Origin of the sequence: Paraliomyxa miuraensis, from assembly GCF_026337845.1 — a bacterium.
GTDB lineage: Bacteria > Myxococcota_A > Polyangia > Nannocystales > Nannocystaceae > Paraliomyxa > Paraliomyxa miuraensis.
In genome coordinates this window covers 316,649-323,285 of record NZ_JAOVZF010000162.1, presented here as the reverse complement: position 1 = coordinate 323,285, position 6,637 = coordinate 316,649, and the positions used below count along the sequence as shown (strand labels likewise).

At 65.5% G+C, this 6,637-nt stretch carries 5 protein-coding genes; 4 read left to right on the top strand and 1 reads right to left on the bottom strand.

From position 1 onward, the window contains the following. Positions 1-18: 18 nt before the first annotated feature. Positions 19-396 (bottom strand): DUF6072 family protein, encoded by a 378-nt coding sequence (locus OEB96_RS38885; RefSeq protein WP_266221962.1) that lies wholly within the window; start codon positions 394-396, stop codon positions 19-21. Between the two features lie 260 nt (positions 397-656). Between OEB96_RS38885 and OEB96_RS38880 the strand changes: the two genes are divergently transcribed. The 4 genes from OEB96_RS38880 to OEB96_RS38865 all read left to right on the top strand — a co-directional run bounded on the left by OEB96_RS38880 (position 657) and on the right by OEB96_RS38865 (position 6,623). Next, a complete protein-coding gene (locus tag OEB96_RS38880) occupies positions 657-941 on the top strand; it encodes a DUF6072 family protein (protein WP_266221961.1) in 285 nt (94 codons plus the stop codon). Between the two features lie 150 nt (positions 942-1,091). After that, on the top strand, positions 1,092-3,152 hold the full coding sequence (locus OEB96_RS38875) for a heavy metal translocating P-type ATPase (protein ID WP_266221960.1): 2,061 nt from the start codon (positions 1,092-1,094) through the stop codon (positions 3,150-3,152). A gap of 57 nt (positions 3,153-3,209) precedes the next feature. Next, positions 3,210-4,847: a hemopexin repeat-containing protein gene (locus OEB96_RS38870; RefSeq protein WP_266221959.1), complete on the top strand. Its 1,638-nt coding sequence runs from the start codon at positions 3,210-3,212 to the stop codon at positions 4,845-4,847. A gap of 111 nt (positions 4,848-4,958) precedes the next feature. Next, a complete protein-coding gene (locus OEB96_RS38865) occupies positions 4,959-6,623 on the top strand; it encodes a mechanosensitive ion channel family protein (RefSeq protein WP_266221958.1) in 1,665 nt (554 codons plus the stop codon). Positions 6,624-6,637 lie beyond the last annotated feature (14 nt).

Sequence of the window (6,637 nt, the reverse complement as noted above, 5' to 3'; positions counted from 1 at the left end):
ATCGCCCTTGCCTCGTTCCTACGCTTCGCTGCCCTGGGGTGTCGGCTCGTCCCGCTGGGAAGTCGCGTCCGGCAGCGGGGTCGCGTCCGACGGAGAGGCGGCATCCGACGGAGGGGCGGCATCCGACGGAGAGGCGGCGTCCGACGACTGCAGGTCGTTCGCGACCTTCGAGAAGTGCTTGAGGATGCTCTTGCCCGTCGTCGACTCGGAATACGAGTTGGCGATGACCAACGCCAGCCCTACTGGCCCGAGCGCGACCCTGGCCCAGGAGCCGACGATGAGGTGGACGCTCCCCGAGACGATCTTCCCGCTGAGCAAGAGGCTCGCTCCTGGCACGATGGCCTCGCCCAGCAGCTTGACCGCATTGTTGAAGGTTTGGTCACGAGGTGCTTCCATCGCTCTGGTCCTCGAAGCTCGAAGAAGGGGGCGCGCGAGGAGGCCAGCTCCGCGCACGGGCGCGGATTATGCGAGGATCGCTCGAAACGTGTCAAGGCGAGCTCACGCGAGCAGAACGGGCCGCAACGGTTCGGCATGACGCTGTTTCATGACGCGGTTTCGCGCCATGCGGTACCCCCGCACCAACTTGCTCGATCCCTTCGAATCGTATTAGGCTGAGGGACCTCGTCCAAGAGGTGCCAGCAAGAGAAGAGATTCCGATGCCCGAGACGAACTCCAGTCACAACGCTGTGAAGCTGATCGGTGAAGCATTCATCCCGGGCGCGAGCCTGCTGCTGGATGGAAAGATCCTCGCAGGAGGTGCCCACGCCATCGTTGGCGCGTGGGCACGGGCTGCAATTGGCCCGGTGGGGCTCGCCCTCGTCGTGGCAAACTCCTACGCGAGGTCCACGACCGGCAAGAACCTCCTCAAGCAATTCCGCCGGTCGGGGGACGAGCCCCGCGGCGAGGCCGAGCCCGCTGGCACCTCACCCGAGCCCAAGTAGGTCGGTCGAGGTGTGACCGCCCGATGAGGGGCAGTGGCACCTTTGGATTGGATTGGATTCGGCTGCGACTCGAGCAGCTCGACCCTCTGTCGTTCTTCAACCATCGAGCAATGGCGCCGGCGGTAGTGTAGGCATCATCCACGGGCATCCATGTTCCTGCAGCTGTGCCTCTTTGCCGCTAGCGTCTACTACGGCCGTCGCATCCTCGACAATCGCAGGGAATCCAAGGTTCCCACCCCTTCGAACGACGAGCCCGGCGAACGAACACAGGCGCTCGCCATCCCGAGCGCGGCCCATGTGCGCAAGGCCGACTCGGCGAAGGCCGAGATCGACCAGCAGTTCGATCTGTCGCTCGTGTGCCTGGGCATCAACGCGGCCGCGAGATTCATGGCTCCCCAGGTGCGGGTGCTCGGAGGGGTGCTCGTCTTGTTTGCGGGGATTCCCATCCTGCGGAAGGCCAAGCAGTACCTGTTCGAGGAGCGTCGGGCCAGCGCCGAGTTGCTCGATACCATAGGGCTGACGACGACCGTTGCCACCGGTCACTACATGTCCTCGTCGATCGTCTTCTTTCTCTACGCAGGCGGTCAGAAGCTGCGCCAGATGTCCGAGCGCGTGGCTGCGCAGAGCATGAGCCACATGTTCGGCCAGCGCACCGACATGGTCTGGGTGCTGCGAGACGGCGTCGAGCAGAGCATTCCGCTCGCGTGCTTGCAGGTCGGCGACATCGTGGTGGTCGACGCTGGCGTCCCCATCCCCGCGGACGGCCTCGTCGTCGGGGGCGTGGGCTACGTCGACCAGCACATCTTGACCGGTGAGTCCCAGCCGCTCGAGCGCAGCGCTGGCGATCCGGTGTTCGCCGCGACCTTGGTGTGCTCGGGAAGGCTGCACATTCGGGTTCGGACGACCGGTGAAGCGACGGTCGCCGCGGAGATCGCGGGGATGATGGCGCGGACGGCCGCCTACACCAGCACACTCGAAGCAGAGGGCCAGCGGATCGCGGATCGGCTCGCCTTGCCCATGCTCACCCTCGGCGGCCTCGCCTACCCCCTGGTCGGCCCTGCCGGGAGCGTGGCTCTGCTCAATGCGAGCTTCCTGGACAACATGCGCCTGTTCATCCCGCTGAGCATGCTCAATTACCTGCGCCAAGCGTCCGAGCGAGGGATCTTGATCAGGGACGGGCGCTCGTTCCAGGTCCTCCCGCAGGTCGACACCGTCGTATTCGACAAGACCGGTACCCTCACCCTCAACGAGCTCCACGTCAGCCGTGTCGTGCCCACCGAGGGCGTCGACGGCGATCACCTACTGTGCATGGCGGCGGCAGCGGAGCACCGGCAATCCCACCCCATCGCTCGCGCCATCGTCGACGCCGCGCGGAGGCGCAAGCTCCAGATTCCCACCGTCGACGGGACCACGCTCGAACTCGGTCTCGGGCTCACGGCCCGCTTGGGTCGGCAGGACATCAGGATCGGCAGCCGTCGCTACATGATCGCCCACGAGATCGACGTTGGCGGGATCTTGGCCCTCGAGGACGAGGACGATCACTTCACGATGTCCTCTCGGGTCTATGTGGCCGTGGGTTCCACGCTGCTCGGCATGCTCGAGCTCGAGCCCACCATGCATCCGGCGGTCGAGCACATCATCGGGGCTCTTCGCGAGCGAAACATCGAGATCTACCTCGTCTCCGGCGACCAGGAGGCGCCCACGCGGGCCCTTGCCCGCTCGCTGGGGATCGAGCAGCACTTCGCCGGGGTCTTGCCGGCAGACAAGGCCGAGCTCATCGACGAGCTCCAGGCGGGGGGGCGCACGGTATGTTTCGTGGGCGATGGCATCAACGACTGCCTGGCGCTCACCCGGGCTGCCGTCTCCGTCACGATGGAATCGGCCTCTGCTTCGGCCATCCATAGCGCACAGGTCGTCATCGACGACCTGGCGCAGCTTCCTCGGCTGTTCGAAACCGCCGACGAGTTTCGGCAAAACGTCGATCGGATCAAGCTGTCGCTGGGCATTCCCTCGTTGGTAGGCATCGGCGGGGTGCTGTTCGCAGGGGTGGGGGTTCCGGTGATGACCGCCCTGTACAGCGCCAGCATGGTCACCGGTCTCTCGATTGCCATGTGGCCTCATCGCCACCGCGGAGGGCTTCCTCGGGCTCCCGCCCCTCGGAGGCCCGAGGATGTCGACGTGCTCGACATCACCCACCTCGTGTCATCCTGAGCCCGAGCGATTCGGGGAGCACTCCTCCTCGTGCCCAAAGGCTGCTAGCATCGAGTCATGAGCGGCACGAAGACGCAGGCCAGGGCAGCAAGGCCCAAGGCCGAGCCCGAGCGAGCAGCCCAGACCAACGTGCAGAAATCGAAGGCTTCTGCGGTGGAGCCGAAGGTCGATACGGAGACGCTCCTCAAGCCCGTTCCTGGTCTCGAGGTCGTCGGCCGTGGCATCTACCTGCGACCGTATCGCCCGTATACGCTGGCCCAGCTCCTGTTCAAGCGCGACGAGATGCGCGTGATCAGGTCGAACGAGACCAAGGAAGACTATGCGATCCCCGTCGGCTACGAGGTCAACGACAGCCCGCCCTTCCCGATGAACGAGGCGCTGAACCAGGTCGTCATCGAAGAGTCCTGGGCTCGCTTCGAGAAGCAGATGAGCGTCGACGCGAACGCGTCGGTCGGCAGCGCGGCCTTCAGCGTCAGCGCCACCAGCTCGTGGAACAGTCGACTCCGGGCCGAGCAGGAGGCCTACTACGCGGTCCGCAGCTCCTTCGTCCCGCTGTGGATGCTCTATGTCCCCAACCCCAACGACTGCATCGACGAGGTCCGCGACGTCGACATCCCCGCCCCCTTCTCTCCCGAGCATCGCCAGGAGTACGAGGAGTTCTTCCGCCGCTACGGCTCGCACTACGTGCGCGGGGCGTGGGTCGGCGGCAAGTCGATGCTCGTGTTCACCGTGCTCAAGTCCTCCCAGCTCAACAAGGAGGACATCCAGGCCGGCATCAAGGCCAGCTTTGGAGGCTCCGGCGGTGGCGCCAGCAGCAGGCGCGCGGAGAGCAAGGAGAGGCTCCTCAACAGCTCGCAGTGCACGGTCATCGGCAAGGGCGGCGACGAGGTCCTGCTGGCCGCGATGAGCTCGCTCGACCAGGACGCGTACAACGGGTGGCTCAAGACCATCCCCGAAAACCCCCAGGTCATCGAGCTCGACGTCGCCGGGATCTGGACCCTGCTGCGCGATCCCGCCAAGGCGACCGCCCTGATGGAAGCCTACCGGGAATCGGTGTCCTTCGAGCCGATCAAGGCCGTGTTCGACATGGGGCCCGATCTCTACTTCATCCGCGGCAACAAGTTCGTCCGCTACGAACGCGAACGCAAGCTCACGACCCCCGCGTCCCCCCTTCACGAGCTCGTGCCCGGCATCGACGAGGAGGGCTTCGAGCGCATCGACGAGGCGTTTCGTGGCAAGTACCTGGTGGCTCCCGACGGCAAGTCGCTCGAGAACAAGCTCTACCTGTTCCGGCGGGACCGGGTGTTTCGCTTCGACTTCGAGACCAAGAAGAAGGACCCCGGCTATCCTCGGCCGATCCACGAGGAATTTCCTGGGCTGCCGTTCCCGCGCGTCGACGCGGCCCTGGTGACGAGCAGCAACGAGGTCTACTTCTTCTTCGGCAACCAGTATGCCCGCTTCAATCCCCTCAAGAACCACATCGACGAAGGCTACCCGCAGCCCATCGCCAAGCGCTGGGTCGGGGTGACCTTCGATCGCATCGACGCCTCGGTGTACTGGGGCAACGGCAAGGTCTACTTCTTCAAGGGCGATCAGCACATACGCTACGATCTAGCCAACTACCGCTCCGACCCGGGCTTCCCCAAGCACGTCGTCGGCAACTACGTCGAGGACTGGCAGTTCATCGATGGCTGAAGACCGGCGTGGGTCCGCCGACTCGCGGGGGCAGCCCGGTGAGTTCTGGCCCCCACGCAGCGGCCGCTCCTCCAAGAATCCGGTGGTGACGTATCCATGCACCTGCCCAGGTTGTCCGATTCCCTGATCATCAACGATGCCTGGCTCGTCGGCTTGGCCGTCGTCCTGCTCTTGTTGACGACCTGGATCGGCGCCGTTGGTGGCTCGATAGCGCTGCGCTGGCTGTTTCGAGCCAGCGGGGTTCAGCTCCTCGCCAAGGTTGGCGACCGCTTCGCCCGGTCGGCGCGCTCGGTCGCGCTGGTGTTCTCTGCGCTCGTCGTGCTCCTCGGGCTCGTCGTGCTCAGCTACGGGATCTGGGAGGAGGTCGATTTCCAGAGCTGGGCCGACCAGGTCACCAAGCAGTGGACCGAAGAGACGCTGTGGGCAGTCGTCGAGAAGGTCGGCGTGCTCGTCGCGCTCCTGCTCCTGGTCCGGTACCTCCGCCGCCTGCCCCACGCATTCCTCGGCCAGCTCGAGAAGCGGCTCCTGCACCGGAAGCTGTTCCAGGACTGGGCGGACGTGATCACCAGGATCTTCGCCGAGATCCCCAATGTGATCGGTCTGGCCATCATCTATGCCTTCGCCAACGTGGTGGGCCCCGCCCTGGCGCTTCCCGAGTGGCTCGACTGGACTATCGTCACCCTGACCCTGATCGCGCTCGTCAGCGCCGTCGCGCGCCTGGCGGTCCAGGTCGCAACCATGGCGCTGACGATCTCCGAGAGCCTCACGCGTACGCGCGTCAGCAAGACCTCGGTCGAGCCCTACTACGAGGAGGTCCAGCCGCTGATGCCGCTGGCCCGACGCGTGCTCGAGGCGATGGTCTACCTGACCGGTGCCGTCGTCGTCGTACGACGCTTCGACGCCCAGGAAGTCTTGGCGCCCTACGGCACCATGATCATGGAGCTGGTGGCCACGTTCTTCGTATCCCGGGTCCTCATCGCCATCCTCGGGGTGGCGGTGTACCGAGGCCTGACCCGGGACGAGAAGGCACCCGATGGAGCGTCGCTGCAGCAGGTCATGATGCAGGAAGAAGCGCGAGCACGGCGTGCGACCCTTGCGAGGCTCACGCAGAGCCTGGTGCGCTTCGTGATCTACATCGTCATGGGAATGGTGATGCTGGTGGTCGTGGGGGTGGATCCCCTGCCGCTGCTCGCGGGGGCGGGGGTCGTGGGGTTCGCGGTCGGGCTCGGCTCACAAAAGATCCTGGAGGACATCATCTGCGGGTTCTTCATGCTGCTCGAGGACCAGATGCTCATCGGGGACTACGTCAAGGTCGAGGATACCGAGGGGACGGTCGAGCAGCTCCACCTTCGGGTCAGCCGCATTCGGGACCGCTATGGCCGGGTCCACACGCTCCGCAACAGCGACATCAGCAACGTGATCAACTACAGCCGCGGCTGGACCCTCGCGGTCGTGGAGATGGGAGTGGCCTTCGAGGCCGACCTGGCAAAGGTGTTCGAGGTCATGGCCAAGGCCGGCAAGGCCCTGCACGAGCAGCACCCCAACCAGGTCCTCGAGCCGTCCGAGGTCATGGGGGTGGCCGCCATCGACGAGAGCTGCTTGCGCGTGCGCATCGAGACCAGGGTCCGACCGGGGTGCCACTTCGAGATCAAGAATGCGCTCAACCGCCTGCTGCTCGAGGCATTCGTCGCCCATGGCATCGAGATCCCCTACCCGAAGGGCATCGAGTTCGAGGGGGTTCCAGCGCCCCCGCAGCGCCCCGCGCAGGCCGGATGACGACCGCATCGGAC

Bases quoted from the DNA above. Each gene is read 5' to 3' on its own strand.
- OEB96_RS38885 (WP_266221962.1), bottom strand. From the start codon at position 396: ATGGAAGCACCTCGTGACCAAACCTTCAACAATGCGGTCAAGCTGCTG.
- OEB96_RS38880 (WP_266221961.1), top strand. From the start codon at position 657: ATGCCCGAGACGAACTCCAGTCACAACGCTGTGAAGCTGATCGGTGAA.
- OEB96_RS38875 (WP_266221960.1), top strand. From the start codon at position 1,092: ATGTTCCTGCAGCTGTGCCTCTTTGCCGCTAGCGTCTACTACGGCCGT.
- OEB96_RS38870 (WP_266221959.1), top strand. From the start codon at position 3,210: ATGAGCGGCACGAAGACGCAGGCCAGGGCAGCAAGGCCCAAGGCCGAG.